Consider the following 24,160-nt stretch of genomic DNA (forward strand, 5'->3'; position numbering starts at 1 on the left):
GCGCATAGCTCCATCAATGTCGACTGGCTTACCCTGAGGTCCCGTCGGCGTTATTCGAGGGCAATGCGGAAAATCCGGCGGGGACCACCTCACGCCACCCGCCGCCCCGGCATCAGCCCCCCATATTCCTTCCCCAGAAACTCCGCCGTGTGCTCCAGCAGATAGGCGCGGCAGCTCTCGCTGGCCGGCGACAAGCGCTTGCTGGACATGTGCGCGACATGCCAGATGCGCTCGATCGGCGTGCCGGCCACGTCCAGCAGCGCGATCTCGCCGGTGCGCAGCTCCAGTCCCAGCGTGTGCAGCGACAACAGGCTGATGCCCATGCCGGCCATCACGGCCTGCTTGATGGTCTCGTTGCTGCCCAGGGTGATCACCTTGGCCGGCGTGAACAGGTGGTCCCGGAACATGTACTCCGCCACGGTGCGGGTGCCGGAACCCGGTTCGCGCAGCAGGAAGGTCTCGTGACGCAGTTCCTGCAGGTCGAACCCCTTTGCATCGTGTAGCGGGTGACGCGGCGAGGCCACCAGCACGTGCGGATGCGCGGCGATGGGTTCCGACACCGCATCCAGTTCGCGCGGCGGGCGGCCCATCAGCGCGAGGTCGATGGCGTTGTCCTGCAATAGCCGCAGCAGCGTCTCGCGGTTCCCTTCGGCGATGCGCAGGTCCACGCCCGGATGTAGAGCCGTAAAGCCGGCCAGCAACTTGGGGGCGAAATACTTCGACGTGCTGATCAGCCCGATCGTGATCGAGCCCTGCTCGACGTCCTTGACCGCCTGCAAGCCTTCCTCGGCGTCCTTGACCTCGCCGAGGATCCGGGACGCATGGTGCAGCAGGCGGTCGCCGGGCTCGGTCAGCGTGAGCTGCCCCTTGACCCGCTCGAACAGCGCCATGCCGACCACGGATTCAAGCTGCTTGACCTGCATCGAGACCGCAGGCTGGGTCAGGTGCAGTTCCTCGGCCGCGCGCACGAAGCTGGCGTGCCTGGCCACGGTGACGAAGATCTGCAACTGGCGAAGGGTGAGGGCGCGCAGGAAGGACGACATGGGCGGTTGGGGGCGGCTTTGGATGGTCCCGTGATGTGCAGTTTGATCCGCACTTAAGGGATTGCTTATACAGGGGCTAAGAATATCTGAATTTACCTTATGTGGGTGGGCTTATATCTTTGCATCAACGCAGCAGCCAAGACGCTCAACCACGCAAGGAGACAAGCATGAACGCACCTGAATCGGTCCAAGCCAAGCCGCGCAAGCGCTACGACGCCGGCGTCATGAAGTACAAGGAAATGGGGTACTGGGACGGCGACTACGAGCCCAAGGATACCGACCTGCTGGCGCTGTTCCGCATCACGCCGCAGGACGGCGTGGATCCGGTCGAGGCCGCCGCCGCGGTGGCCGGCGAATCCTCCACCGCCACCTGGACGGTGGTGTGGACCGACCGCCTGACCGCCTGCGACATGTACCGCGCCAAGGCCTACCGGGTCGATCCGGTGCCCAACAACCCCGAGCAGTTCTTCTGCTACGTGGCCTATGACCTGTCGCTGTTCGAGGAAGGCTCGATCGCCAACCTGACCGCGTCGATCATCGGCAACGTCTTCAGCTTCAAGCCGATCAAGGCGGCGCGCCTGGAGGACATGCGCTTCCCGGTGGCCTATGTGAAGACCTTCGCTGGCCCGTCCACCGGCATCATCGTCGAGCGCGAGCGCCTGGACAAGTTCGGCCGCCCGCTGCTGGGCGCCACAACCAAGCCCAAGCTGGGCCTGTCGGGCCGCAACTACGGCCGCGTGGTGTACGAGGGCCTGAAGGGCGGGCTGGACTTCATGAAGGATGACGAGAACATCAACTCGCAGCCCTTCATGCACTGGCGCGACCGCTTCCTGTTCGTGATGGACGCGGTCAACAAGGCCTCGGCCGCCACCGGCGAGGTCAAGGGCAGCTACCTCAACGTGACCGCCGGCACCATGGAAGAGATGTACCGGCGTGCCGAGTTCGCCAAGTCGCTGGGCTCGGTCATCATCATGATCGACCTGATCGTCGGCTGGACCTGTATCCAGTCCATGAGCAACTGGTGCCGCCAGAACGACATGATCCTGCACCTGCACCGCGCGGGCCATGGCACCTACACCCGGCAGAAGAACCACGGCGTGTCGTTCCGCGTGATTGCCAAATGGCTGCGCCTGGCCGGTGTCGACCACATGCACACCGGCACCGCGGTGGGCAAGCTGGAAGGCGATCCGCTGACCGTGCAGGGCTACTACAACGTCTGCCGCGATGCCTACACCCATACCGACCTGTCGCGCGGGCTGTTCTTTGACCAGGACTGGGCTTCGCTGCGCAAGGTGATGCCGGTGGCCTCGGGCGGCATCCACGCCGGCCAGATGCACCAGCTGATCCACCTCTTTGGCGACGACGTGGTGCTGCAGTTCGGCGGCGGCACCATCGGCCACCCGCAAGGTATCCAGGCCGGCGCCACCGCCAACCGCGTTGCGCTCGAAGCGATGGTGCTGGCGCGCAACGAAGGCCGCGACATCCTCAACGAAGGGCCGGAGATCCTGCGCGATGCCGCGCGCTGGTGCGGACCGCTGCGGGCTGCGCTCGATACCTGGGGCGACATCAGCTTCAACTACACGCCGACCGACACCTCGGACTTCGCGCCCACCGCGTCGGTGGCCTGAGCCCGGCGAGACGCCATCACAGCACGACGAGCGAACCCAAAGAACGAGAGGACATCATGCGTATTACTCAAGGCACTTTCTCCTTCCTGCCCGACCTCACCGACGCGCAGATCACCAGCCAGCTTGAATACTGCCTGAACCAGGGCTGGGCGGTCGGCATCGAGTACACCGACGACCCGCATCCGCGCAATACCTACTGGGAGATGTTCGGCCTGCCGATGTTCGACCTGCGCGATGCCGCCGGCATCCTGCTGGAGATCAACAACGCGCGCAGCACCTTCCCCAACCACTACATCCGCGTCACGGCCTTCGACTCGACGCATACGGTGGAGTCGGTGGTGATGTCGTTCATCGTCAACCGTCCTGCGGACGAGCCCGGCTTCCGCCTGGTGCGCCAGGAAGAGCCCGGCCGCACCATGCGCTACTCGATCGAGAGCTACGCCGTGCAGGCACGCCCCGAGGGCAGCCGCTACTGAGCGGCACCGGCTGAGCCCGCGCCGCCCCCCCCTGGCGCTGCCGCCGGCGATTTCCTGACTGTGCAATCCCACGGTTGCGCCGCCGCAAGGCCGCGCACCGGGGGGAGCTGCGCCTCGAATCTTTCGAGCCGGATGCTCGAATGATCCTCACGGAGCCTGCCATGTCCGCACCTGAAACGACCGCACCGCTGCAGCCGCCAGCCGCTCCGGCCGGATCGCTGGCCGAGTCGCTGGCCAGCTCGGGCATCACCGAGCTGCTGGCCCAGCTTGACCGCGAGCTGATCGGGCTGAAGCCGGTGAAAGCGCGCATCCGCGATATCGCCGCCTTGCTGCTGGTGGACAAGCTGCGCGCCGCGCGCGGCTTCAGCGCCGGTGCGCCCAGCCTGCATATGTGCTTCACCGGCAATCCCGGCACCGGCAAGACCACCGTGGCCATGCGCATGGCGCAGATCCTGCACCAGCTGGGCTACGTGCGCCGCGGCCACCTGGTGGCGGTGACCCGCGACGACCTGGTCGGCCAGTACATCGGCCACACCGCGCCCAAGACCAAGGAGATCCTGAAGAAGGCCATGGGCGGGGTGCTCTTCATCGATGAGGCCTACTACCTCTACCGCCCGGAGAACGAGCGCGACTACGGCCAGGAAGCCATCGAGATCCTGCTGCAGGTGATGGAGAACAACCGCGACGACCTGGTGGTGATCCTGGCCGGCTACAAGGACCGCATGGACCGTTTCTTCGAGTCCAACCCGGGCATGTCCTCGCGCGTTGCCCACCATGTCGATTTCCCCGACTACCAGCTCGACGAACTGCGCCAGATCGCCGACCTGATGCTGTCCGAGATGCAATACCGCTTCGACGACGAAAGCCGGGCCGTGTTTGCCGACTACCTGGCCCGGCGCATGGCACAGCCGCACTTTGCCAATGCCCGCAGCGTGCGCAATGCGCTGGACCGCGCGCGGCTGCGCCATGCCTCGCGCCTGCTGGACGATGCCGGCACGGTCGTCGACGACCATACCCTGACCACCATCACGGCGTCTGACCTGCTTGCCAGCCGCGTGTTTTCGAAGGCCGCGCCGGACGCGCAGACGCCGGCCAAGGAGTAAGCCATGCAAGCCCTGATTTTCGATGTCGACGGCACGCTGGCCGATACCGAGAGCGCCCACCTGCAAGCCTTCAATGCCGCCTTTGCCGAGGTCGGCCTGGACTGGCACTGGGACGCGCCGCTCTACACGCGCCTGCTCAAGGTGGCCGGCGGCAAGGAGCGCCTGATGCATTACTGGCGCATGGTCGACCCGGAAGAGGCCCGTGGCTGCAAGGTGAAGGAAACCATCGACGCCGTGCACGCCATCAAGACCCGCCACTATGCCGAGCGCGTCGGGGCGGGCGGCCTGCCGCTGCGCCCGGGCATTGCCCGCCTGATCGCCGAGGCCGGCGAGGCCGGGCTGCCGCTCGCGATTGCCACCACCACCACGCCGGCCAACCTCGACGCGCTGCTGCAGGCGCCGCTTGGCGCGGACTGGCGCCGTCGCTTTGCCGCCATTGGCGACGCCGGTACCACGCCCATCAAGAAGCCGGCGCCCGATGTCTATCTGGCGGTGCTGGAGCGGCTCGGCCTGGAAGGCGGTGACTGCCTGGCGGTCGAGGACTCGGCGAACGGCCTGCGCGCCGCCCGGGCGGCCGGCATCCCCACCGTGGTCACGCCCACCGCATTCAGCGCGCAGGACTCCTTCGAGGGCGCGCTGCTGGTGCTGCCGCATCTTGGCGATCCCGGCGAGCCCATGCCCCAGCACGTGCCCGGCGCGGCAAACCGCTGGGCCGACCTTGCCGCGTTGCGCGCCTGGCACCACGGCACCCTGATCGAGGCGACCTGACATGCATGCCACTGAACCCAACACCGGCCATGGCAGCCAGCGCGGCATCCGGCTGGCGCCGTCCATCCTGTCGGCCGATTTCGCGCGCCTGGGCGAAGAGGTGTGCGCGATCGAGGCCGGCGGCGCGGACCTGGTGCACTTCGATGTGATGGACAACCACTATGTGCCCAACCTGACCATCGGCCCGCTGGTGTGCGAGGCGATCCGGCCGCTGGTCTCCATCCCCATCGACGTGCACCTGATGGTGGAACCGGTCGATGCGTTGATCCCGCTGTTTGCCAAGGCCGGCGCCAACATCATCAGCTTCCACCCGGAGGCGAGCCGCCATGTCGACCGCACCATCGGCCTGATCCGCGACCACGGCTGCAAGGCCGGCCTGGTGCTCAACCCGGCCACGCCGCTGGGCTGGCTGGACCATACGCTGGACCAGCTCGACCTGGTGCTGCTGATGAGCGTGAACCCGGGCTTTGGCGGCCAGGCCTTCATTCCGGGCGTGCTGGACAAGGTGCGCCAGGCACGCGCGCGCATCGACCGGCAGGTGGAAGCCGGCGGGCGGCCGGTCTGGCTGGAGATCGACGGCGGCGTCAAGGCCGACAACATTGCCGCGATCGCGCGCGCGGGCGCCGACACCTTCGTCGCCGGCAGCGCCGTGTTCGGCGCGCCCGATGCCGACGGCGGCTACTCGAGCATCCTGCACCGCTTGCGCGAGGCCGCCACGATCACGTAGCCCGCACGCACCGGCACCACACAAGAACACATAGCCAATCTATAGGAGACCTGTCATGCCTGAAGTCCAAAGGATGACCCTGACGCAGTTCCTGATCGAGGAACGCCGCCGCTATCCGGATGCCAGCGGCGGCTTCAACGGCCTGATCCTCAACGTCGCCATGGCCTGCAAGGAAATTGCGCGCGCGGTTGCCTTCGGCGCGCTGGGGGGCTTGCACGGCAAGGCCAGCAATCAAGCTGGTGAAGCAGGGGCCGTCAACGTGCAGGGTGAAATCCAGCAGAAGCTGGACGTGCTGAGCAATACCACCTTCCTGCGCGTCAACGAGTGGGGCGGGTACCTGGCCGGCATGGCGTCGGAGGAGATGGAGGCGCCTTACCAGATCCCGGAACACTACCCGCGCGGCAAGTACCTGCTGGTGTTCGATCCGCTCGACGGCTCGTCCAACATCGACGTCAATGTCTCGGTGGGCAGCATCTTCTCGGTGCTGCGCGCCCCGGAGGGTGCAAGCGGCGTCACCGAGCAGGATTTCCTGCAGCCCGGCAGCGCCCAGGTGGCGGCAGGCTACGCGCTCTACGGTCCCACCACCATGCTGGTGCTGACCGTGGGCAACGGCGTCAACGGCTTCACGCTCGACCCCAACCTGGGCGAGTTCTTCCTGACGCACCCCAACCTGCGGGTGCCGGCCGATACCCAGGAATTTGCCATCAATGCGTCGAACAGCCGCTTCTGGGAAGCGCCGGTGCAGCGCTATATCGCCGAGTGCATGGCCGGCAAGAGCGGGCCGCGCGGCAAGGATTTCAATATGCGCTGGATCGCGTCGATGGTGGCCGAGGCGCACCGCATCCTGATGCGTGGCGGCGTCTTCATGTACCCGCGCGACTCCAAGGATCCCGCCAAGCCGGGCCGCCTGCGCCTGCTGTACGAGGCCAATCCGATCGCCTTCCTGATGGAGCAGGCCGGCGGGCGCGCCAGCACGGGCCGGCAGACGCTGATGTCGGTGGCGCCGGGCGCGCTGCACCAGCGCATCGGCGTGATCTTCGGCTCGCGCAATGAAGTGGAACGGATCGAGGGCTACCACACCGACCAGACCGATCCCGACCTTCCGAGTCCCCTGTTCAACGAGCGCAGCCTGTTCCGCGCGTCTGCCTGAGGTGCCTGGCCATGTCAGAACGTTATCCCATTATCGCCATCACCGGCTCCTCGGGCGCCGGTACCACGTCGGTGACCCGTACCTTCGAGAACATCTTCCGCCGCGAAGGCGTGAAGTCAGTGGTGATCGAAGGCGACAGCTTCCACCGCTACGACCGCGCCGAGATGAAGGTCAAGATGGCCGAGGCCGAGCGCACCGGCAATATGAACTTCAGCCACTTCGGCGCGGAGAACAACCTGTTCTCCGAGCTGGAGAGCCTCTTCCGCTCCTACGCCGAAACCGGCACGGGCATGCACCGGCACTACCTGCATAGCCCGGAGGAGGCCGCGCCGTTCGGGCAGGAACCCGGCACCTTCACCCAGTGGGAGCCGTTGCCGGCCGATACCGACCTGCTGTTCTACGAAGGCCTGCACGGCGGGGTGGTCACCGACGCGGTCAATGTCGCCCAGTATCCCAACCTGCTGATCGGCGTGGTGCCGGTCATCAACCTGGAATGGATCCAGAAGCTCTGGCGCGACAAGAAGCAGCGCGGCTATTCCACCGAGGCCGTGACCGACACCATCCTGCGCCGCATGCCGGACTACGTGAACTACATCTGCCCGCAGTTCTCGCGCACGCATGTGAACTTCCAGCGCGTGCCGTGCGTGGATACGTCCAACCCCTTTATCTCGCGCGAAATCCCCGCGCCCGATGAAAGCATGGTGGTGATCCGCTTTGCCAACCCGAAGGGGATCGACTTCCAGTACCTGCTCAGCATGATCCACGACTCCTTCATGTCGCGCGCCAACACCATCGTGGTGCCCGGCGGCAAGATGGAACTGGCCATGCAGCTGATCTTCACGCCCTTTGTGCTGCGCATGATGGAGCGCCGCAAGCGCGCCGCGCTGTAAGGGCTCGACCGTGAAACGCCGACTCTCGAGGATCTTCTGAATGAACGCACCAGAACGCATCGACTCCGCAGCGCGCTGTGCCAATGCGCTGCGCTTCCTGGCCGCCGACGCGGTGGAGCAGGCCAGGTCCGGCCACCCCGGCGCACCCATGGGCATGGCCGAGATGGCCGAAGCCCTGTGGCGGCGCCACCTGCGCCACAACCCGGCCAACCCGGCCTGGCCCGACCGTGACCGCTTCGTGCTGTCCAACGGCCATGCCTCCATGCTGCAGTACGCACTGCTGCACCTGACCGGCTACGACCTGCCGATGTCGCAGCTGCGCCAGTTCCGCCAGCTGCACGCGGCCACGCCCGGCCATCCGGAGCTTGGCGTGACGCCGGGCGTGGAAACCACCACCGGGCCGCTGGGGCAGGGCCTGGCCAATGCCGTCGGCATGGCGCTGGCGGAGAAGCTGCTGGCCGCCACCTTCAACCGGCCCGGCTTCGACATCGTCGACCACCACACCTACGTCTTCCTTGGCGATGGCTGCCTGATGGAAGGCCTCAGCCACGAGGCCTGCTCGCTGGCGGGCACGCTCAGGCTGGGCAAGCTGATCTGCCTGTACGACGACAACGGCATCTCCATCGACGGCGAGGTCGCCGGCTGGTTTGCCGACGACACCCCGAAGCGCTTTGCCGCTTACGGCTGGCATGTGATCGCCGTCGACGGGCACGATGTGCAGGCCATCGACGCTGCGCTGCACGAGGCCAAGGCAGAGGGCGACCGGCCCACGCTGATCTGCTGCCGCACCGTGATCGGCAAGGGCGCGCCGGCCAAGGCCGGCGGGCACGATGTGCATGGCGCCCCGCTGGGCGCGCCGGAAATCGCCGCCATGCGCACGGCGCTGGGCTGGGAAGCCGAGCCTTTCACAGTGCCGGAGGACGTGGCCGATGCCTGGGACGCGCGCGCGCAAGGCGCCGCGCGCGAAGCCGAATGGGAGGCGCGCTTCGCCAGCTATCGCGCGGCACATCCGGAACTGGCCGAAGAATTCCTGCGCCGTTCCGATGGCCGCCTGCCGGAAGGCTTCGATGCGGAGCTGATGGCATTGCTGGATGCGCCGTCGCCGCTGCAAGGCAAGATCGCCACGCGCAAGGCATCGCAGCTGTGCCTGGAGGCGCTCACGCCCGCCTTGCCCGAGCTGCTGGGCGGCTCGGCCGACCTGACCGGGTCCAACCTGACCAATGTCAAGGCGTCGGTCTGGGTCAACCATGCCGGGCATGGCAACTACGTGAGCTACGGCGTGCGCGAGTTCGGCATGGCCGCCGCGATGAACGGCGTTGCGCTGCATGGGGGGCTGATTCCCTACGGCGGCACCTTCATGACCTTCTCGGACTATTCGCGCAATGCCATCCGCATGGCGGCGCTGATGCGCCTGCGCGTGGTCCACGTGCTGACCCATGACTCGATCGGACTCGGCGAGGACGGTCCCACTCACCAGCCGGTGGAGCATGCCGCCAGCCTGCGGCTGATCCCCAACAACCAGGTCTGGCGTCCCTGCGACGGCGCCGAGACCGCGTACGCGTGGCTGGCCGCGCTGCGGCGCGAGGATGGCCCGAGCTGCCTGGTGCTGTCGCGGCAGGCGCTGATGCCGTTCGAGCGCAATCCGGCCCAGCGCGCGGAGATTGCGCGCGGCGGCTATGTGTTGCGCGATGTGCCGGCGCCGCGCGTGGTGCTGATTGCCACTGGCTCCGAGGTGGAAATCGCCATGCGCGCGGCGCTGGACCTGGCCGATGCCGGCATCGCCGCGCGCGTGGTGTCCATGCCCTGCGTGGAGCTGTTCTACGCGCAGGACGTGGCGTACCGCGACACCGTGCTGCCACCAGGCCTGCCGCGCGTCAGCGTGGAGGCGGGCGGCACCTGGTTCTGGCGCGGCGTGGTGGGCGAGCAGGGCCTGGCGCTGGGCATCGACACCTTCGGCGAATCCGCGCCGGCCGAGGCGCTGTACCAGCACTTCGGCCTGACCCCGGCGCATGTCGCGGCGGCCGCGCGCGTGCTGCTGGAGGAAGCGTGATGACTACCGTATCCATGCCCTGCACCGCGGTGCTGATCGACCTGGACGGCACGCTGGTCGACAGCGCGCCCGACATTGTCGAGGCCGCCAACCGCATGCTGGCCGACCTCGGCACCCCGGCATTGCCGTTCGACACCGTGGCCGGCTTCATCGGCCGCGGCGTGCCCAACCTGGTGCGGCGCGTGCTCGAGACCGGAGGGCTTGCAGCGCAGGTTGAGGCTGCCGAAGCCGTGGCGATGTTCCACCGCCACTATGCCGAGACCAATGGCCGCCTCGGATCGGTGTTTCCGGGCGTGGCGGCAGGACTGGAGGTGCTCAGGCGGCAAGGCTACCGGCTTGCCTGCGTCACCAACAAGCCGCGCGCGCTGGCCGTGCCGCTGCTGGCGCTGACCGGGTTGTCGCAGTACCTGGAAGTGCTGGTGGCGGGCGACTCGATCGCGCAGATGAAACCGGACCCCGAACCGCTGCGCCACGCCTGCAACCTGCTCGACGTCGATCCGGCGCAGGGCGTGCTGGTGGGGGATTCGGCGGTGGACGTGGCGGCGGCGCGCGCGGCCGGCATCCCGGTCTGCCTGGTGCGCTATGGCTACGCCGGCCCCGGCGGACCCGCGGCGCTGGGCGCCGACGCGTTGCTCGATTCGCTGGAGGCGTTGCCGGCGCTGCTGACGCCGGCGCGGCTGGCCCCAGCCGCCTGATGTTGCGCCGGCGCGCCAGCGCGACCGGCAAGGATACCAAGACAAGTAAAGGAGACAGCATGACTATCAAGGTTGCCATCAACGGCTACGGACGCATCGGCCGTAATGTGCTGCGCGCCCACTATGAAGGCGGCAAGCAGCACGATATCGAGATCGTCGCCATCAACGACCTCGGCAACGCGGCCACCAATGCGCACCTGACCCAGTACGACACCGTCCATGGGCGCTTCCCGGGCGAGGTCTCGGTCGACGGCGATGCCTTCCGCGTCAACGGCGACCGCATCCGCGTGCTGGCGCAGCGCAACCCGGCCGAGCTGCCGTGGGGCGAGCTGGGCGTGGACGTGGTGATGGAATGCACCGGGCTCTTCACCAGCAAGGAAAAGGCATCGGCCCACCTGAAGGGCGGCGCGAAGAAGGTGATCATCTCCGCCCCCGGCGGCAAGGACGTGGACGCCACCATCGTCTACGGCGTCAATCACGGCGTGCTGAAGGCGACCGACACGGTGATCTCCAACGCCTCGTGCACCACCAACTGCCTGGCGCCGCTGGTCAAGCCGCTGCACGAGAAGCTGGGCGTGGTGAACGGCCTGATGACCACCGTGCACTCCTATACCAACGACCAGGTGCTGACCGACGTCTACCACGAAGACCTGCGCCGGGCGCGCTCGGCCACCATGTCGATGATCCCGACCAAGACCGGCGCCGCCGCCGCGGTCGGGCTGGTGATGCCTGAGCTGGACGGCCGGCTGGACGGCTTTGCCGTGCGCGTGCCGACCATCAATGTGTCGCTGGTCGACCTGTCCTTCGTGGCGGCGCGGCCGACCACCGTCGAGGAAGTGAACGGCATCCTGAAGGCAGCCGCCGAAGGCGAGCTCAAGGGCATCCTGGACTACAACACCGCGCCGCTGGTCTCGGTGGACTTCAACCACAACCCGGCGTCGTCCACCTTCGACGCCACCCTGACCAAGGTCAACGGCACGCTGGTCAAGGTGTCGGCCTGGTATGACAACGAATGGGGCTTCTCCAACCGCATGCTGGATACCGCGGTGGCGCTGGCCCACGCACGCTAGCAGGTTGCCATGATGAGCCTATCCCATGCTACGAACCCGCAACCGAAACCCGCGGCGGCGCCGCACACGCTGGCCGCACTGCTTGCAGCCGGTGGACTGGCTGGCAAGCGGGTCTTTATCCGCGCCGACCTCAACGTCCCGCAGGATGCAGCGGGTGCTATCACCGACGATACCCGCATCCGTGCTTCCGTGCCTGCCATCGCGGCCTGCCTGCAGGCGGGCGCCGCGGTGATGGTCACCTCGCACCTGGGCCGGCCGCAGGAGGGAGCGCCCGACCCGCGCCACAGCCTGGCGCCGGTGGGCCGCCGCCTGTCGGAACTGCTGGGCCGCCAGGTGCCGCTCTTGTCCGGCTGGACCGAGGGCGGTTTCCAGGTACCGCCCGGGCAGGTGGTGCTGCTGGAAAACTGCCGCATGAACACGGGCGAGAAGAAGAACAGCGACGATCTGGCGCAGAAGATGGCGGCGCTGTGCGATGTATACGTCAACGACGCGTTCGGCACCGCCCACCGCGCCGAGGCGACCACGCATGGCATCGCCAGATACGCCCCCATTGCCTGCGCCGGCCCGCTGCTGGCCGCCGAGATCGATGCGCTGGGCAAGGCGCTGGGCCAGCCGGCGCGCCCGCTGGTGGCAATCGTGGCCGGCTCCAAGGTCTCGACCAAGCTGACCATCCTGAAGTCGCTGGCCGACAAGGTCGACAACCTGATCGTCGGCGGCGGCATTGCCAATACCTTCATGCTGGCCGCCGGCCTGAAGATCGGCAAGTCGCTGGCAGAGCCTGACCTGCTGGCCGATGCCAGAGCCATCATCGACATCATGGCTGCCCGCAGCGCCTCGGTGCCGATCCCGGTCGACGTGGTGTGCGCCAAGGAGTTCAGCGCCACCGCCGAGGCTACCGTGAAGGACGTCAAGGACGTGGCCGACGATGACATGATCCTGGACATCGGCCCGAAGACGGCAGCGATGCTGGCCGAGCAACTGAAGGCCGCCGGCACCATCGTCTGGAACGGTCCGGTGGGCGTGTTCGAGTTCGACCAGTTCGGCAACGGCACCAGGGTGCTGGCCCAGGCCATCGCCGAATCGAAGGCGTTCTCGATCGCCGGCGGCGGCGACACGCTGGCCGCGATTGCCAAGTACCGCATCGCCGATCGCGTGGGCTATATCTCCACGGGCGGGGGCGCGTTCCTGGAATTCCTGGAGGGCAAGACGCTGCCCGCGCTGGCCGTGCTGGCACAGCGCGCCGCTGCCTGAACCCGACCTCACCGATTCTGCAATCAGTAAAGGAGCTTCATCATGGCACTCATTTCCTTGCGCCAGCTGCTGGACCACGCGGGAGAGTTCGGCTACGGCGTGCCGGCCTTCAACGTCAACAACCTGGAACAGATCCACGCCATCATGGAAGCGGCCCAGGAAACCGACAGCCCGGTCATCCTGCAGGCCTCGGCCGGCGCGCGCAAGTACGCCGGCGAGGCTTACCTGCGCCATATGGTGCTGGCCGCGGCCGAGACCCATCCGGACATCCCCATCGTGCTGCACCAGGACCACGGCTCCAGCCCGGCGATCTGCCAGGCCTCGATCCGCTCCGGCTTCACCAGCGTGATGATGGATGGCTCGCTGCGCGAAGACATGAAGACCCCCTCCGACTACGACTACAACGTCGACGTCACGCGGCGCGTATGCGAGATGGCGCATGCGATCGGCGTGTCGGTGGAGGGTGAACTGGGCTGCCTGGGCTCGCTCGAAACCGGCCAGGCCGGCGAAGAGGACGGCGTGGGCGCGGCGGGCACGCTGTCGCACGACATGATGCTGACCGACCCGGCCCAGGCGCGCGACTTCGTCGCCCGCACCGGCGTGGATGCGCTGGCGATCGCCATCGGCACCAGCCACGGCGCCTACAAGTTCTCGCGCAAGCCCACCGGGGACATCCTGGCGATGGACCGCATCCGCGAGATCCACGAGCAGATTCCTGACACCCACCTGGTGATGCACGGCTCGAGTTCGGTGCCGCAGGAATGGCTGGAGATCATCCGCCAGTACGGCGGCGACATCAAGGAGACCTACGGCGTGCCGGTCGAGGAGATCCTGCGCGGCATCAAGATGGGGGTGCGCAAGGTGAATATCGACACGGACATCCGCCTGGCCATGACCGGGGCGATCCGCAAGTCCTTGTCCGACGACCGTAGCGAGTTCGATCCGCGCAAGGCGCTGCTGGCGGCCAAGAAAGGGGCGAGAAGCGTGGTCAAGCTGCGCTTCGAGGCCTTCGGCTGCGCAGGGCAGGCCTCGCGGATCAAGCCGGTGCCGCTGGAGCGGGTGGCGAAGCTCTATTCCTGAAGGCGCATCTGCAGCACCACGAGCCCAGGCACACGCTCCCCTCTCCCGCAAGCGGGCGAGGGGAGCAAACCGGCAGCAGGAGTTGTTCGCGTGACTAACCCCAACGCCGTCACCAGCAACCTGGCGCGGCACAAGGAGCAAACATGGCCAATCGACGCGAAGTGCCCGGTATCAGGAAGTACGACGGTCCCGCCGGCGGCTGGGGGGCGCTGAAGGCAACCGCCACGGCGATCCGCACGCAGATGGATACCGTCAGGGCGCCGATCACGCTGATGCGGACCAACCAGCCCGACGGCTTCGATTGCCCCGGCTGCGCATGGCCCGACAAGGAGCACCGGTCGACCTTCCAGTTCTGCGAGAACGGCGCCAAGGCCGTGACGTGGGAGGCAACCACCAAACGGGTGCCTCCCGAGTTCTTTGCAGCCAATACGGTGTCGTCGCTGTTGAACCGGACCGACTATGAGCTCGAAGACTTTGGCCGGCTGACGCATCCGCTGGTCTACGACCGCGCCACCGACACCTTCCGCGCGGTGGAGTGGGAGGCTGCGTTCGCCCGCATCGGCGAAATCCTGCGCGGGCTATCGCCCGACCAGGTCGAGTTCTATACCTCGGGCCGGGCTTCCAACGAAGCCGCCTACCTGTACCAGCTGTTCGCGCGCGAGTATGGCACGAACAACTTCCCCGACTGCTCGAACATGTGCCACGAGCCCACCAGCGTGGGCTTGCCGCGCTCGATCGGCATCGGCAAGGGCACGGTGTCGCTGGAAGACTTTGACACCTGCGAGCTGATCATTTCGATCGGCCACAACCCGGGCACCAACCACCCGCGCATGATGGGGACGCTGCATGAGGCGTCGCGCCGCAAGGTGCCGATCCTGGTGTTCAACCCGCTGCGCGAACGGGCGCTCGAGCGCTTTGCCGACCCGCAGAACATGGTGGAGATGGCCACCTATGGTTCCACCCGGATTGCGTCGTCCTACTTCCTGGTCCGCGCCGGTGGCGACGCCGCCGCCATCAAGGGGGTGATGAAGGCGCTGCTGGACCTGGAAGCCCGCCAGGGCAATGTGCTGGACCACGACTTCATCGCGGTCCACACCGAGGGCTTCGAGGGGCTGGCCGACGATCTGCGGTCGACCGAATGGGCGGATATTGAAAAGACCAGTGGGCTGACCCGTGCGGACCTGGAACTGGTGGCGGCGGCCTATGCCAAGTCGAATGCCACCATCGTCACCTACGGCATGGGCGTGACCCAGCACAACGAAGGCACGGCCAATGTGCGCCTGCTGTGCGACCTGCTGATGCTGCGCGGCAACTTCGGCAAGCCCGGCGCCGGCATCTGCCCGTTGCGCGGCCACTCCAATGTCCAGGGGAACCGCACTGTCGGCATTACCGAGAAGCCGTCCGCCGGTTTCCTGCAGCGGATCGAGGACACCTTCGGCTTCAGCCCGCCTGCCGGACACGGGCACGATGCCGTCAACGCGATGCAGGCGATGATCGATGGCAAGTCCAGGGCACTGTTCTGCCTGGGCGGGAATTTCGCGGTCGCCTTGCCCGATCCCGAGCAGTGCTTCCCCGCCATGGGCAAGCTCGACCTGAGCGTGCATGTCGGGACCAAGCTCAACCGTACGCACCTGCTGGTGGCCAGGGAGACCTATGTGCTGCCTTGCCTGGGCCGCACCGAACTGGATGTGCAGGAGACCGGGCCGCAATCGGTGACGGTGGAGGATTCGATGTCGATGGTGCATGCCTCGGCCGGCAAGCTCGGGCCGGCGTCCGAGTTCCTGCGCTCCGAGCCGGCCATCGTGGCGGGCATTGCCACCGCGACCCTGCCTGACAGCAAGGTGCCATGGCTGGAACTGGTTGCCGACTACGACAGGATCCGCGATCTGATCGAGAAGACGGTGCCCGGCTTTGAGGACTTCAACACGCGCGTGCGGGTCCCTGGCGGATTCCGCATGCCCTTGCCGCCAACCGAGCGCAAATGGGAAACGCCGTCGGGCAAGGCCGAGTTCTACGTGTTCAAGGGGCTGCACGAAGACAAGCAAGTCCTTGCCGACGATGTCCTGCGGCTGGTGACCATCCGCAGCCATGACCAGTACAACACCACCATCTATGCCATGGACGACCGCTACCGGGGCGTGTTCGGGCGGCGCGACGTGATGTTCATGAACCCGGCCGACCTGGCCGCGCGCGGCCTGGAGCATGGCGACCTGGTCGACATCGAGACCATCGCAGCGGGCCGGCAGCTGCGTTTCGAGAAGATCACTGCGATCGAGTACGAAATTGCACCCGGCTCCGTCGCTGCCTACTATCCCGAAGCAAACAGGCTGGTGCCGCTCGACTACATCGACGAGGACAGCGGCACCCCGTCCTACAAGTCAGTGCCCGTGCGCGTGGTGCGTTCGGAGGTGACGTAATGGCAGGCCAGCCCACCATCACGTAAGCACGGCTCATGCCCGCTTTCCAGCGCCGTTGCGCGCGGCCCTGAGCGCGCGCAACGGCCCTCTGTTGAAGCAATGCGACCTACCTGTGGAGGAAAGTCCATCATGCCGACCCTTTGCGAAATCTGCAACGCACGTCCCGCCGTGGCGCGGGTGACCGTGGTTCAGGACGGCGAGCGCAAGACCATGTCGATCTGCGACTACGACTACCGGCAGCTGCTGCGCCACCAGGACATGCTCAACCCGTTCGATTCCCTGCTGGGTGGGGGCGGCCTGTCCCGCTTCTTCCGGGGGATGGGAGGCGGGATGAATGACGACGAGCATCCCGGATTCTCCACCGAAGTCCCGCGCGAATCCGTCGATCCCACCGATGCCTTCAGCGAGCAGACCATGGAACTGCTGCAGCGTGCCGCGGAGAAGGCGCACGAGCTGCGGCGCAATGAGCTCGACACCGAGCACCTTCTCTACGTGCTCGCCGATACCGATGTCTGCACGGCGCTGATCAAGGAACTCAAGCTCTCGCCGCAGGACATCAAGGGCTATATCGACGAGCACGCGCAGACCGGAACCGCCGGGCCTGACGCGGCCATCGACCGGATGACGATCTCGCCGCGGCTGAAGAAAGCCTTCCAGTATGCCTTCCAGGCCTCGCGCGACCTCGGGCATTCCTACGTTGGCCCCGAGCACCTGCTGATCGGCCTGGCCTCGGTCCCGGAAAGCATCGCCGGGACGCTGCTCAAGAAGTATGGCGTCACCCCCGAGGCACTGCGCCAGAAGGTGGTGAAGGTGGTCGGCAAGGGCGCCGAGGATGGCCGCGTCGATACGCCCACCGGCACGCCCACGCTCGACAAGTTCGGGCGCGACCTGACCGCGATTGCGCGGCAGGGCAAGCTCGATCCGGTGCTGGGCCGAGCGCAGGAGATCGAGAGCACGATCGAGGTGCTGGCGCGGCGCAAGAAGAACAACCCGGTGCTGATCGGCGAGCCGGGCGTGGGCAAGACCGCGATCGTGGAAGGGCTGGCGCAGCGCATCGTCAATGGCGACGTGCCGGAGGTGCTGCGTGGCAAGCGCCTGGTCGAGGTGAATATCAATTCGATGGTGGCCGGGGCCAAATACCGCGGCGAGTTCGAGGAGCGTGCCAAGCAGCTGATTGACGAGGTGACCGCCAAGAACGACGAACTGATCCTGTTTATCGATGAACTGCACACCATCGTCGGCGCGGGGCAGGGCGGCGGCGAGGGCGGGCTCGATATCGCCAACGTGCTCAAGCCCGCGCTGGCACGCGGCGAACTGAGCCTGATCGGCGCCACCACGCTGAACGAATACCAGAAGTACATCGAGAAAGACGCGGCGCTGGAGCGGCGCTTCCAGCCGGTGCTGGTGCCGGAGCCAACCGTCGAGCAGACCATCGTCATCCTGCGCGGCCTGCGCGACAAGCTTGAGGCGCACCACCAGGTCACCTTTGCCGACGATGCCTTTGTGGCCGCGGCGGAACTGTCGGACCGCTATATCACCGCGCGCTTCCTGCCGGACAAGGCCATCGACCTGATCGACCAGGCCGCGGCGCGCGTGCGCATCGGCGCCACCTCGCGTCCCGCCGATATCCAGGAACTGGAGGCCGAGATCGCCCAGCTCAAGCGCGAGCAGGACTATGCGTCGTCGCGCAAGCGCTTTGACGAGGCCAAGGGCTTCGAGGACCGCATCACCGACAAGCAGAAGCGGCTTGATGAGCTGACCGAGGCCTGGCAGCGCAAGACCGGATCGGAGACCCTGGAGGTGACGGTTGCGGCCATTGCCGAAGTGGTGTCGCGCCTGACCGGCATCCCGGTGACCGACCTGACCCAGGAAGAGCGCCAGAAGCTGCTGAAAATGGAAGCGCGGCTGCGCGAGCGGGTGGTGGGGCAGGACGACGCGGTGGTCGCGGTCAGCGATGCGGTGCGCCTGTCGCGTGCGGGCCTGGGGCAGGCCAACCGCCCGATCGCGACCTTCCTCTTCCTCGGGCCGACCGGCGTCGGCAAGACCGAGCTGGCCAAGGCGCTGGCGGAAACCGTGTTCGGCGACGAGCAGGCCATCATCCGCATTGACATGTCCGAGTACATGGAGCGCCATGCGGTGGCCCGGCTGATCGGTGCGCCCCCGGGCTATGTCGGCTACGATGAAGGCGGGCAGCTGACCGAGCGCGTGCGGCGCAAGCCCTATAGCGTGATCCTGCTGGATGAAATCGAGAAGGCCCACCCGGACGTGAACAACGTGCTGCTGCAGGTCTTCGACGACGGCCGCTTGACCGACGGCAAGGGCCGCGTGGTGGACTTCAGCAACACCGTCATCATCGCCACCAGCAACCTGGGCGCGCCGATCATCATGGACAACCTGGAGCAGCCCGAGGACAAGCGCATGCCTGAGAAGGACTTGCGCGAGGCGCTGATGAAGGTGCTGAAAGGACACTTCCGACCCGAGTTCCTGAACCGTATCGACGACATCATCGTGTTCCATGCGCTGTCGCGCGACAACATCCGCGCGATCGTGCAGATCCAGCTGGAGCGCGTGGTGCGCACCGCCGCCGCGCAGGACATCACGGTCAAGCCCGACGATGAGCTGGTCGAGCACCTGGTGGAGGCGGGATACCAGCCTGAGTTCGGTGCGCGGGAGCTGCGGCGGCAGATCCGCCAGTCGGTCGAGACCGGGCTGGCCAAGGAGATTCTCGGTGACAAGCTGAAATCAGGCGACAGCGTCGAGCTTGGCTACGACAAGGCAAGCGAAGCCGTAGTCTTCAGAAGGATGGAAGCCGTCAAGAAGCCGAAGGCAGGTAAAGCGACGGCCAAGGGCGCTGCACCCAGGAAGGCGGACAGCACCGTCGCAGCAGGAGACTCCAGCGCTTGAGCGCAAGAGCCAGGGCAATCACGATTTTCGTGGGAGGTTCGCAAATGCAGGAGTACGACTTTTACATCAATCTGCTGAAACCGACGCTGGGGCTCTATGTGCGCAAGGGCGAAGGACTTCAGGACCTCGCCGACGCAAAGGAGTGGCAACTTGAAGGGACGGTTCCTGAGAGCGCACTGCCACCCGGCATGTTGAAGGGTCTGGAAGCCAACGGTCACGCCTTCCAGGAACTGGGAGGGTAAGCAGCCACGCGCGGCCGCGACCTGCTCCGGATGGGTTGCGGCCGTGCGGCTTTCTTCCTGCCGGCATCACTTCTCGTCGACAAAGAACTCGATACCCTCGTCGATGCATTCTTTTGGCTGGGCAAAGGTAATCCAGCCATGACCCCTGAGCGTGATTTCGTCACGGCGCAGGATCAGCGCGCCTTCGCCATCGATCTTCACGTGGGTGCCGTTCGAACTTCTGTCGATCAGGACAAAGCGGCCGCCGCGCGGCTCCACCGTGGCCTGGAATCTCGAAACCTGCCGGTCCGTGACAACGATGCTCATGGTCGTGTCCCGGCCGATGGTGACAGGCGGTGAGGCAGTGTTCATTTCGAAGACGGTTTCCCGATATCGTAGCGAAAGCAGTGCCGAGCGGGCCAATGCAAGATCCACCGGGGCCACCAGGGTCAGGTCGATGCTCTGCTGCCAGATCGCTTCGTACAGCTCGATCACCTGGTGCTTGCCGCGTACCTGTATCGGATACAGGTAGCGTGTCATCTGGCGCAGCCCTGCTGAGAGCTGCTCCACCGCGTTCTTGCTGGTGATGATCTGGCCCCGCGAAGCCAGGCTGGCCAGTCGGGCGGCAAGGTTGACGGTGTCGCCGAACAGGTCGCCGGATTCGTCCGACAGGATCGGGCCATGGTGAAAGCCGATATGGATCGCCAGCGGAGCGCCTATGATCGGCGGCAGCCCGGCGACGGCCTCCTGCATGTCCAGTGCCGCCCGCATCGCATTCTCCGCGGCGGGAAACAGCACCATGATTTCGTCACCGATGGTCTTGACGACCCGGCCTTGCGCGGCCGCGGAGTGGGACTTCATCAGCGCCAGGCACTGGCGGATTGCGCCAAGCGCCACCGCATCGCCGGCCTGCTCGTAGAGCCTGGTGCTGTCGCAGACGTCCGCGAACATCACCGATCCATCAGAGGCGTCTTGTCGCGAATCTTGGTCCATATGCATCACAGGCCGTTTGATCGGAGCGCGCCATGCCTTCGATCGGCAGTGCGCTTCGTCTGCATGATTCTGCATCATAGAACTTCATTGCGACATTGCAGCCCTGGTGACCATCCCGCAAAAGTGCTGCTTGCCGATCCGGGCGCCTGGAGCCTCTCCTGCCGTTTCGTCTTGCCAGGGATCGCATCAGGCACTACAACGATCTAGCACGCCGACGACGGTGAAGGAGGAGGCCCCATGAAGCATGACGCCCGCAACCCTCTCGCCGCCGCTCTTCGCCAGCATTTGGCGGGGTCTGTGCTGACGCTTCCGGTGCTTGCCTTTGCTGCCGGTCCCGGCGGATCCTTCCAGCCCACCCAGGTGTCCGGCACGCCAGACCGCAACGTCGGGCTGCAGGCCTTCGCGCAGATCGAGCGTGTGCTGCTGCATGCCCGCTGCCTGAATTGCCACGTGCCGGACGGCCCGCTGCAGGGCGATGCGAAACGTGTGCATTTTCCACCGGTGCAGCGAGGCACTGACGGCAAGGGCGTGCCGCCGCTGCAATGCGCCACCTGCCATGGCACCCAGAACAGCCCGCTCGCGCATGCGCCGCCCGGGCTGGATACCAATGGCCAGCCAGGCTGGCACATGCCGCCGGCGAAGATGAAGATGTCATGGCTGGGCCTGTCCGGGCCGGCCCTATGCAAGGTCTTCCGCGACACCAGGACCAATGGCGGCCGTTCGCTGGCAATGCTCGAAGAACACATGGTGACCGACCACCTGGTGGCTTGGGGCTGGCAACCGGGGCCGGGGCGTGAATTGCCGCCGCTGGACAAGCCCGCGTTCGACGAGCAGGTGCGCCAGTGGATACGCAATGGCGCGCCATGCGATACGCGCGAGCCGTTGCGCACCTCTGCGGGGCCTACACGCGCCGCCGCCGATGAAGCCTTGCTGAAGAACCTGCGCGCCATCGCCGGATCAGGCGCCTTGACCCAGACGAAGGGCACCAGCAACGGGAGCCAGCCATGATTTCCTTTCAACTGAACGGCAAGACCCAGCAGGTCGACGTGCCCGGCGACACGCCGGTGCTGTGGGTACTGCGCGACACGCTGGGGCTGACCGGCACCAAGTTCGGCTGCGGCATCGCGGTATGCGGCGCATGCACGGTACATGTCGATGGCCAGCAGCGCCGCGCGTGCGTGACGCCGGTGTCCTCCATCGCCGGCCGGCAGCTCACCACCATCGAGGGCATCGGCGAGGACCGGGTCGGGCGCGCGGTCGAAGAGGCCTGGGTGCGCAACGACGTCACGCAGTGCGGCTATTGCCAGAGCGGCCAGGTGATGTCGGCGGTGGCGCTGCTCAAGGTCAACCAACGCCCGACCGATGCCGACATCGAACGGGCCATGAGCGCCAACCTGTGCCGCTGCGGCACCTATGCGCGCATCCATGCCGCGGTCAAGGATGCAGCCAAGGCGATCGGCTGAGGAGATGCCATGAGACTCATGGAGCAGGCAAGCGGCGGCATCGACCGGCGGACCTTCCTGAAACTGAGCTTCGGCTCGGGCTTCGCGCTCTGTGCCGTTCCGCTTGGCGCGCAGACGGAGGCGGCGGCGCAGCCCAAGGCGCCGGTGCAGCCATCGGCCTTCGTCAGTATCGATGCCGACGGCACGGTGATGGTCACGATCGGCAAGCTTGAGTTCGGGCAGGGCGTGCAGACGGCACTGCCGATGCTGGTGGCCGAGGAACTGGACGCGGACTGGAGCAAGGTGCGCTGCCAGCTGGCCCCGGCCGGCGAGGCCTATAAGGACCCGGTGTTCCATATCCAGATGGTCGGCGGCTCGACCAGCATGAAGAACTCGTGGACGCAGTATCGCGAGGTCGGCGCGCGCATGCGCGCCATGCTGCTCGGGGCGGCCGCCGGGCGCTTCGGGGTGCCGGCTGGGCAGCTGAAGGCCGAGGCCGGCGTGGTGACCGCGCCCGACGGCCGCCGGGCCACATACGGCGAGCTGGCTGCCGCAGCGCTGGCCGAGCCGGTGCCGGCGAGCGTGCAGCTGAAGTCGCCGCAGCAGTTCAGGCTGATCGGCAAGCCCACCGGCCGGCTCGATGCGCGCGACAAGTCCACCGGCAGGCAGCAGTTCGGCATCGACACGGCGCTGCCCGGCACGCGCACCGTGGTCATGGTGCATCCGCCCGTGTTCGGCGCCATGGTCGCGCGCTTCGACCCCGCGCGTGCCAGGGCCATCGCCGGCGTGGAAGAGGTCTACCAGGTGCCGCTGGCCGGCGGCGCGACCGGGTTGGCGATCGTGGCCAATGGCTTCTGGCCCGCGCGCACGGCGCGCGAGGTGCTGCAGGTGGAATGGGACACCAGCGGCGTCGAGAAGCCGGACAGCGATGCGCTGCTGGCGCGCTACCGCGAGCTGGCGGCCCGGCCCGGCGTGCAGGCCAAGGCGGCGGACACTTCGGCGCTTGCCACCGCGCCACACAAGCTCACCGCCGAGTATGTCTTCCCCTACCTGGCGCACACGCCGATGGAGCCGCTCAACTGCACCATCGACTTCCGCGGCAACCAATGCACAGTGTGGGCCGGCTCGCAGTTCCAGACCGTCGACCAGGCCAACGTCGCAGCCGTGCTCGGTCTGAAGCCGGAACAGGTGACATTCAACACCATGATGGCCGGCGGCGGCTTCGGCCGGCGTGCCGTGCCCACCTCCGACTACCTGTTCGAGGCCGCGCAGGTGGCCAAGGCGCGCCATGCGGCGGGCCGGCGCGAGCCGATCAAGATGATCTGGACACGCGAAGACGACGTGCGCGGCGGCTACTACCGCCCGATGCACCTGCACCGCGTTGAGATCGGCCACGACGGCAAGGGCAAGGTGCTGGCCTGGAAGCACGTGATCGTCGGCCAGTCCATCACCAGCGGCACCCCGTTCGAGTCCTTCACCGTGAAGAACGGGGTCGACTCGACCATGGTCGAGGGCGTGAGCGACAGTCCTTATCCGTTCCCGATCGCGCTCGAGATCCATCATCCCAAGGTCAACGTGCCGGTGCTGTGGTGGCGCTCGGTGGGGCACACGCACACGGCCTATGTGATGGAGACCCTGGTCGATGAACTGGCGCGCGCCGGCGGGATCGATCCGGTGGCGTACCGCCGCACGCTGCTGCGTGAGCACAAGCGTCACCTGGCGGCGCTGGACCTGGCGGTCGAGCGCTCGGGCTACGGCAAGCGGCGCCTCGCGGCCGGGCGTGCCTGGGGCGTGGCGGTGCATGAATCGTTCGACACCGTGGTCGCCTACATCGTCGAGGCCTCGATGCGTGGCAACCAGCCGGTGGTGCACCGGGTCACCGCGGCCGTCCACTGCAACATGCCGATCAATCCGCGCACGGTCGAGGCGCAGGTCCAGGGCGGCATGATGATGGGGCTGGGTACCACGCTGCCCGGAGCGCAGATCACGCTGAAGGATGGCGTGGTCCAGCAAGGCAACTGGAACGATTACCGGCTGGCCACGCATGCGGACACGCCGCCGCAGATCGCGGTGCACATCGTGCCGTCGGCCGATCCGCCGACCGGCATTGGCGAGACCGCGGTGCCGCCGATCGCACCGGCACTGGCTAATGCCGTCGCGGCGCTCACCGGCAAGCGGCATCGCAGCCTGCCGTTCACCGCGTGATCTTCGAGCAAGTCGGCATGGCCTGCGTGCGGTGATCTCTCCCCCAA

General features: G+C 66.8%; 20 protein-coding genes. 18 read left to right on the forward strand and 2 right to left on the reverse strand.

The window, feature by feature from the left end; genetic code table 11:
* Positions 1 to 89: 89 nt before the first annotated feature.
* Positions 90 to 1,043, reverse strand: a complete 954-nt coding sequence (locus AC3WON_RS05355) for a LysR family transcriptional regulator (protein ID WP_492317037.1) — start codon at positions 1,041 to 1,043, stop codon at positions 90 to 92.
* Positions 1,044 to 1,210: 167 nt separating this feature from the next.
* Here AC3WON_RS05355 and AC3WON_RS05360 point away from each other — a divergent pair, with 167 nt between their 5' ends.
* The 15 genes from AC3WON_RS05360 to AC3WON_RS05430 all read left to right on the forward strand — a co-directional run bounded on the left by AC3WON_RS05360 (position 1,211) and on the right by AC3WON_RS05430 (position 19,494).
* The gene (locus tag AC3WON_RS05360) at positions 1,211 to 2,671 is read left to right on the forward strand and encodes a form I ribulose bisphosphate carboxylase large subunit (protein WP_035826739.1); all 1,461 of its coding nucleotides are present in this window, start codon (positions 1,211 to 1,213) and stop codon (positions 2,669 to 2,671) included.
* 56 nt (positions 2,672 to 2,727) lie between these two features.
* The gene (locus tag AC3WON_RS05365; RefSeq protein WP_010809290.1) at positions 2,728 to 3,147 is read left to right on the forward strand and encodes a ribulose bisphosphate carboxylase small subunit; all 420 of its coding nucleotides are present in this window, start codon (positions 2,728 to 2,730) and stop codon (positions 3,145 to 3,147) included.
* A gap of 161 nt (positions 3,148 to 3,308) precedes the next feature.
* Positions 3,309 to 4,250 (forward strand): CbbX protein, encoded by a 942-nt coding sequence (cbbX, locus tag AC3WON_RS05370; RefSeq protein WP_492317038.1) that lies wholly within the window; start codon positions 3,309 to 3,311, stop codon positions 4,248 to 4,250.
* A gap of 3 nt (positions 4,251 to 4,253) precedes the next feature.
* Entirely contained in the window at positions 4,254 to 5,018 is a 765-nt protein-coding gene (locus tag AC3WON_RS05375; protein ID WP_492351310.1) for an HAD family hydrolase, read from the forward strand.
* 1 nt (position 5,019) lies between these two features.
* Positions 5,020 to 5,745: a ribulose-phosphate 3-epimerase gene (gene rpe, locus AC3WON_RS05380; RefSeq protein WP_492317040.1), complete on the forward strand. Its 726-nt coding sequence runs from the start codon at positions 5,020 to 5,022 to the stop codon at positions 5,743 to 5,745.
* Positions 5,746 to 5,800: 55 nt separating this feature from the next.
* Positions 5,801 to 6,895 carry a class 1 fructose-bisphosphatase gene (locus tag AC3WON_RS05385; protein ID WP_492317041.1) on the forward strand — a complete coding sequence of 365 codons (1,095 nt, stop codon included), beginning with the start codon at positions 5,801 to 5,803 and terminating at the stop codon, positions 6,893 to 6,895.
* A gap of 11 nt (positions 6,896 to 6,906) precedes the next feature.
* Positions 6,907 to 7,785, forward strand: coding sequence for a phosphoribulokinase (locus AC3WON_RS05390; protein ID WP_492317042.1), 879 nt, complete (start codon positions 6,907 to 6,909; stop codon positions 7,783 to 7,785).
* Positions 7,786 to 7,825: 40 nt separating this feature from the next.
* Positions 7,826 to 9,835 (forward strand): transketolase, encoded by a 2,010-nt coding sequence (gene tkt / locus AC3WON_RS05395; RefSeq protein WP_492317043.1) that lies wholly within the window; start codon positions 7,826 to 7,828, stop codon positions 9,833 to 9,835.
* Positions 9,835 to 10,530 (forward strand): phosphoglycolate phosphatase, encoded by a 696-nt coding sequence (gph, locus tag AC3WON_RS05400; RefSeq protein WP_492317044.1) that lies wholly within the window; start codon positions 9,835 to 9,837, stop codon positions 10,528 to 10,530. The genes tkt and gph overlap by 1 nt, the downstream gene beginning before the upstream one ends.
* A gap of 59 nt (positions 10,531 to 10,589) precedes the next feature.
* Complete coding sequence (gap, locus tag AC3WON_RS05405; protein WP_492351311.1) at positions 10,590 to 11,600, forward strand: type I glyceraldehyde-3-phosphate dehydrogenase; 1,011 nt, start codon at positions 10,590 to 10,592, stop codon at positions 11,598 to 11,600.
* A gap of 9 nt (positions 11,601 to 11,609) precedes the next feature.
* Entirely contained in the window at positions 11,610 to 12,851 is a 1,242-nt protein-coding gene (locus AC3WON_RS05410; RefSeq protein ID WP_492351312.1) for a phosphoglycerate kinase, read from the forward strand.
* 42 nt (positions 12,852 to 12,893) lie between these two features.
* A complete protein-coding gene (gene fba, locus AC3WON_RS05415) occupies positions 12,894 to 13,931 on the forward strand; it encodes a class II fructose-bisphosphate aldolase (protein ID WP_479942420.1) in 1,038 nt (345 codons plus the stop codon).
* Positions 13,932 to 14,074: 143 nt separating this feature from the next.
* Complete coding sequence (locus AC3WON_RS05420; protein ID WP_492317046.1) at positions 14,075 to 16,348, forward strand: FdhF/YdeP family oxidoreductase; 2,274 nt, start codon at positions 14,075 to 14,077, stop codon at positions 16,346 to 16,348.
* A gap of 129 nt (positions 16,349 to 16,477) precedes the next feature.
* Positions 16,478 to 19,252: an ATP-dependent Clp protease ATP-binding subunit gene (locus tag AC3WON_RS05425; protein ID WP_492351313.1), complete on the forward strand. Its 2,775-nt coding sequence runs from the start codon at positions 16,478 to 16,480 to the stop codon at positions 19,250 to 19,252.
* Between the two features lie 44 nt (positions 19,253 to 19,296).
* Entirely contained in the window at positions 19,297 to 19,494 is a 198-nt protein-coding gene (locus AC3WON_RS05430; protein WP_010809303.1) for a hypothetical protein, read from the forward strand.
* A 66-nt stretch (positions 19,495 to 19,560) separates the two neighbouring features.
* Here the strand turns inward: AC3WON_RS05430 and AC3WON_RS05435 are convergent, their stop codons facing one another.
* Positions 19,561 to 20,466 carry an adenylate/guanylate cyclase domain-containing protein gene (locus tag AC3WON_RS05435; RefSeq protein ID WP_492317181.1) on the reverse strand — a complete coding sequence of 302 codons (906 nt, stop codon included), beginning with the start codon at positions 20,464 to 20,466 and terminating at the stop codon, positions 19,561 to 19,563.
* Positions 20,467 to 20,763: 297 nt separating this feature from the next.
* On the opposite strand from AC3WON_RS05435, the gene AC3WON_RS05440 reads away from it, so the two are divergent.
* Genes AC3WON_RS05440 through AC3WON_RS05450 form a run of 3 tightly spaced genes read left to right on the forward strand, consistent with a single transcriptional unit; the run spans position 20,764 to position 24,113 of the window.
* Positions 20,764 to 21,474 (forward strand): hypothetical protein, encoded by a 711-nt coding sequence (locus tag AC3WON_RS05440; RefSeq protein WP_492344886.1) that lies wholly within the window; start codon positions 20,764 to 20,766, stop codon positions 21,472 to 21,474.
* Positions 21,471 to 21,929 (forward strand): (2Fe-2S)-binding protein, encoded by a 459-nt coding sequence (locus AC3WON_RS05445; RefSeq protein WP_492340435.1) that lies wholly within the window; start codon positions 21,471 to 21,473, stop codon positions 21,927 to 21,929. The genes AC3WON_RS05440 and AC3WON_RS05445 overlap by 4 nt, the downstream gene beginning before the upstream one ends.
* 9 nt (positions 21,930 to 21,938) lie before the next feature.
* A complete protein-coding gene (locus tag AC3WON_RS05450; RefSeq protein ID WP_492351314.1) occupies positions 21,939 to 24,113 on the forward strand; it encodes a xanthine dehydrogenase family protein molybdopterin-binding subunit in 2,175 nt (724 codons plus the stop codon).
* Positions 24,114 to 24,160 lie beyond the last annotated feature (47 nt).

The sequence above is a fragment of the Cupriavidus sp. FW305-46 genome (assembly GCF_058787075.1).

What these genes read in the sequence shown, in the direction of transcription:
- AC3WON_RS05355 (WP_492317037.1), bottom strand. Translation starts at nt 1,043, where the DNA reads ATGTCGTCCTTCCTGCGCGCCCTCACCCTTCGCCAGTTGCAGATCTTC.
- AC3WON_RS05360 (WP_035826739.1), top strand. Translation starts at nt 1,211, where the DNA reads ATGAACGCACCTGAATCGGTCCAAGCCAAGCCGCGCAAGCGCTACGAC.
- AC3WON_RS05365 (WP_010809290.1), top strand. Translation starts at nt 2,728, where the DNA reads ATGCGTATTACTCAAGGCACTTTCTCCTTCCTGCCCGACCTCACCGAC.
- cbbX (WP_492317038.1), top strand. Translation starts at nt 3,309, where the DNA reads ATGTCCGCACCTGAAACGACCGCACCGCTGCAGCCGCCAGCCGCTCCG.
- AC3WON_RS05375 (WP_492351310.1), top strand. Translation starts at nt 4,254, where the DNA reads ATGCAAGCCCTGATTTTCGATGTCGACGGCACGCTGGCCGATACCGAG.
- rpe (WP_492317040.1), top strand. Translation starts at nt 5,020, where the DNA reads ATGCATGCCACTGAACCCAACACCGGCCATGGCAGCCAGCGCGGCATC.
- AC3WON_RS05385 (WP_492317041.1), top strand. Translation starts at nt 5,801, where the DNA reads ATGCCTGAAGTCCAAAGGATGACCCTGACGCAGTTCCTGATCGAGGAA.
- AC3WON_RS05390 (WP_492317042.1), top strand. Translation starts at nt 6,907, where the DNA reads ATGTCAGAACGTTATCCCATTATCGCCATCACCGGCTCCTCGGGCGCC.
- tkt (WP_492317043.1), top strand. Translation starts at nt 7,826, where the DNA reads ATGAACGCACCAGAACGCATCGACTCCGCAGCGCGCTGTGCCAATGCG.
- gph (WP_492317044.1), top strand. Translation starts at nt 9,835, where the DNA reads ATGACTACCGTATCCATGCCCTGCACCGCGGTGCTGATCGACCTGGAC.
- gap (WP_492351311.1), top strand. Translation starts at nt 10,590, where the DNA reads ATGACTATCAAGGTTGCCATCAACGGCTACGGACGCATCGGCCGTAAT.
- AC3WON_RS05410 (WP_492351312.1), top strand. Translation starts at nt 11,610, where the DNA reads ATGATGAGCCTATCCCATGCTACGAACCCGCAACCGAAACCCGCGGCG.
- fba (WP_479942420.1), top strand. Translation starts at nt 12,894, where the DNA reads ATGGCACTCATTTCCTTGCGCCAGCTGCTGGACCACGCGGGAGAGTTC.
- AC3WON_RS05420 (WP_492317046.1), top strand. Translation starts at nt 14,075, where the DNA reads ATGGCCAATCGACGCGAAGTGCCCGGTATCAGGAAGTACGACGGTCCC.
- AC3WON_RS05425 (WP_492351313.1), top strand. Translation starts at nt 16,478, where the DNA reads ATGCCGACCCTTTGCGAAATCTGCAACGCACGTCCCGCCGTGGCGCGG.
- AC3WON_RS05430 (WP_010809303.1), top strand. Translation starts at nt 19,297, where the DNA reads ATGCAGGAGTACGACTTTTACATCAATCTGCTGAAACCGACGCTGGGG.
- AC3WON_RS05435 (WP_492317181.1), bottom strand. Translation starts at nt 20,466, where the DNA reads ATGGACCAAGATTCGCGACAAGACGCCTCTGATGGATCGGTGATGTTC.
- AC3WON_RS05445 (WP_492340435.1), top strand. Translation starts at nt 21,471, where the DNA reads ATGATTTCCTTTCAACTGAACGGCAAGACCCAGCAGGTCGACGTGCCC.
- AC3WON_RS05450 (WP_492351314.1), top strand. Translation starts at nt 21,939, where the DNA reads ATGAGACTCATGGAGCAGGCAAGCGGCGGCATCGACCGGCGGACCTTC.